3 protein-coding genes are annotated in these 2,351 nt (G+C 74.0%); 1 reads left to right on the top strand and 2 read right to left on the bottom strand.

Going from position 1 to position 2,351, the window contains the following annotated elements; all coding sequences use genetic code 11:
• Window positions 1-320 (bottom strand): metalloregulator ArsR/SmtB family transcription factor (locus VF202_13470; protein ID HEX7041122.1); only part of this gene is annotated, 320 nt, incomplete at its 3' end.
• Between the two features lie 156 nt (window positions 321-476).
• Here VF202_13470 and VF202_13465 point away from each other — a divergent pair.
• A complete protein-coding gene (locus VF202_13465; GenBank protein HEX7041121.1) occupies window positions 477-1,859 on the top strand; it encodes an FAD-dependent oxidoreductase in 1,383 nt (460 codons plus the stop codon).
• Window positions 1,860-1,952: 93 nt separating this feature from the next.
• On the opposite strand, the gene VF202_13460 is transcribed toward VF202_13465, so the two are convergent.
• A partial coding sequence (locus VF202_13460) for a fumarylacetoacetate hydrolase family protein (GenBank protein ID HEX7041120.1) occupies window positions 1,953-2,351 on the bottom strand: 399 nt, incomplete at its 5' end.

The following is a 2,351-nucleotide window of genomic DNA, read 5'->3' as shown; positions in this document are numbered from 1 at the left end:
GCCATAGCGTCCGCGGGGACCGCCTCGGCCGCCGCGGCCAGCTCTTCCAGCGCCGCCGCTACCTCGCGCAGCGCGTTGGGCTCGAGCTCGTAGTAGACCCAGCGGCCGCGTCGTGCGGCGCGCACCAAGCCCGCGTCGACGAGCAGCTTCATGTGGTGGCTCACCGTGGGCTGCGAGAGGCCGAGGAACGCCTCGATGTCGCAGGCGCACACGCCCTGGTCGCTCGGGCAGCAGCCCTGGTCGGGCGCCGCGAGGAACCCCAGGATCTTGAAGCGCGTGGGGTCGCCGAGGAGCCTGAGCGCGTCCGGCAGGGCGGCCATGACATAGATGATAGTCGATGTACGCGCGGGGCGCCCCAGGGTGTTCACGCCGCACCGCCGCGACACATTGACAGGCATCGATGTAACGACTATCCTCCCTGCAGCCTCACCCGTCGACGACGGTCGAAGGCGAGGCACCGTCGAGGAGACCCGACCATGAGCGTCCTTGCAAGCAACGAACTTCCCGTCGCGGTCCTCGGGGCCGGGCCCGTGGGGCTCGCGGCCGCCGCTCACCTGCATGCCCGCGGCCTGCCCGCGCTCGTCCTCGAGGCCGGGAGCCGGGTCGGCAACAACGTGCTCGAGTGGGGTCACGTGCGCGTGTTCTCGCCGTGGCGCTACCTCGTGGACCCCGAGGCCAGGCGCCTGCTCGAGCGCCACGGCTGGCAGCATCCCGACCCCGAGGCCCACCCGACCGGCGCCGAGCTCGTCGCGGAGCTGCTCGACCCGCTCGCCGCGCTGCCCGAGGTAGCGCCCATGCTCCGCTTCGGGCACCGCGTCACGGCCGTCACCCGCCTGGGCTTCGACCGCATGAAGTCCGGCGGCCGGGAGCGTGCGCCGTTCCTGGTCGTCGCCGAGAGCCCGCAAGGCGAGGTACGCCTCCGGGCGAGGGCCGTGATCGACGCCACCGGCACGTGGGCGACGCCCAACCCGCTGGGAGCCGGCGGCGTGCCGGCGCTGGGCGAGCGGGAGAACGCCGAGCGCGTCCGCTACGGCATCCCCCACGCGCTGGGGAAGGACAGGCCGCGCTACGCGGGGAAGCGCACGCTCGTGGTCGGCAGCGGGCACTCGGCGTTCAACGCCGTGATCGAGCTGGCGGCGCTGGCCGACGAGGTCCCCGGCACGGAGGTGGTCTGGGCCGTGAGGCGGAGCGATCCCGGCCAGATGTTCGGCGGCGGCGAGGCCGACGCGCTGCCCGAGCGCGGCGCCCTCGGCGCACGCGCGCGTGCGCTCGTGGCGCGCCGCGGGGTGGGGTTCGTCACCGGCTTCGTCGTCGAGCGCCTGGAGCGGACCGCAGAGGGCCTGGCGGTAGTGGCCGAGGACGGTCGGCGCCTGGTCGTCGACGAGGTCGTCGCCGCCACCGGCTCCCGGCCGGACCTGCACGTAACGCGGGAGCTGAGGCTCGAGCTCGACCCCGTGACCGAGGCGCCGGTGCGCCTCGCGCCCTTGATCGACCCCAACGTGCACTCGTGCGGCACGGTACCCCCTCACGGCGAGGCGGAGCTGGCGCATCCCGAGGCCGGCTACTACGTCGTCGGCATGAAGAGCTACGGCCGCGCGCCGACGTTCCTGATGCTCACCGGGTACGAGCAGGTGCGGTCGGTGGTCGCGTTCCTGGCCGGCGACGTGGAGGCCGCGCGGCGCGTGGAGCTCGTGCTGCCCGAGACGGGCGTCTGCTCCTCGAACCCGCTAGGCGCCGACGTCGCGTGCTGCGGGGCGGAGGGCGAGCCGTGCTGCGCCGCGGGCGGCGAGGCCGGTCCGTCTCGGCAGGAGCCGGACCGTGAGGTCCCCGTCCTCGCGAGCGGCGGTTGCTGCGGGTAGGGGCACGGCGGCATCTCCCAGGAGGCGAGCGGTCGAGCCACTGGCTCGGTCGACCGAGGAGAGCCCGCGGCGGCGCTGCCAGGTGTGGAGCGCTCAGCGCCGCTTCCGCGGGACCGGCGAAGCCTGCTGAGCCGTGCGCCGCGCGACCTGCCGCTGCTGGCCGAGGCCCTCGACGCCTAGCTCCACGACGTCGCCGTCCTCCAGGTACCGCGGCGGCTGGAGGCCCATGCCGACGCCATGCGGGGTGCCCGTCGCGATGACGTCGCCCGGCAGCAGCGTCATGTGGCGGCTGATGTAGCTCACCAGGTGGGCCACAGGGAAGATCATGTCCGCCGTGGAGGCGTCCTGCATGGTCTCGCCGTTGACGCTGAGCCACAGGCGCAGGTCCTGCGGGTCGGGGACCTCGTCGGCGGTCACGAGCCACGGACCGAGCGGGGCGAAGGTGTCGAGGCTCTTGCCCTTCAGCCACTGGCCGGTGCCCTCGAGCTGGAG

It is taken from the genome of Trueperaceae bacterium (genome assembly GCA_036381035.1).
GTDB lineage: Bacteria > Deinococcota > Deinococci > Deinococcales > Trueperaceae > DASRWD01.
Note: the sequence above shows the minus strand (reverse complement) of the source record. Positions and strands in the feature narration are given on the sequence as shown.

Bases quoted from the DNA above. Each gene is read 5' to 3' on its own strand.
- VF202_13465 (HEX7041121.1), top strand. From the start codon at position 477: ATGAGCGTCCTTGCAAGCAACGAACTTCCCGTCGCGGTCCTCGGGGCC.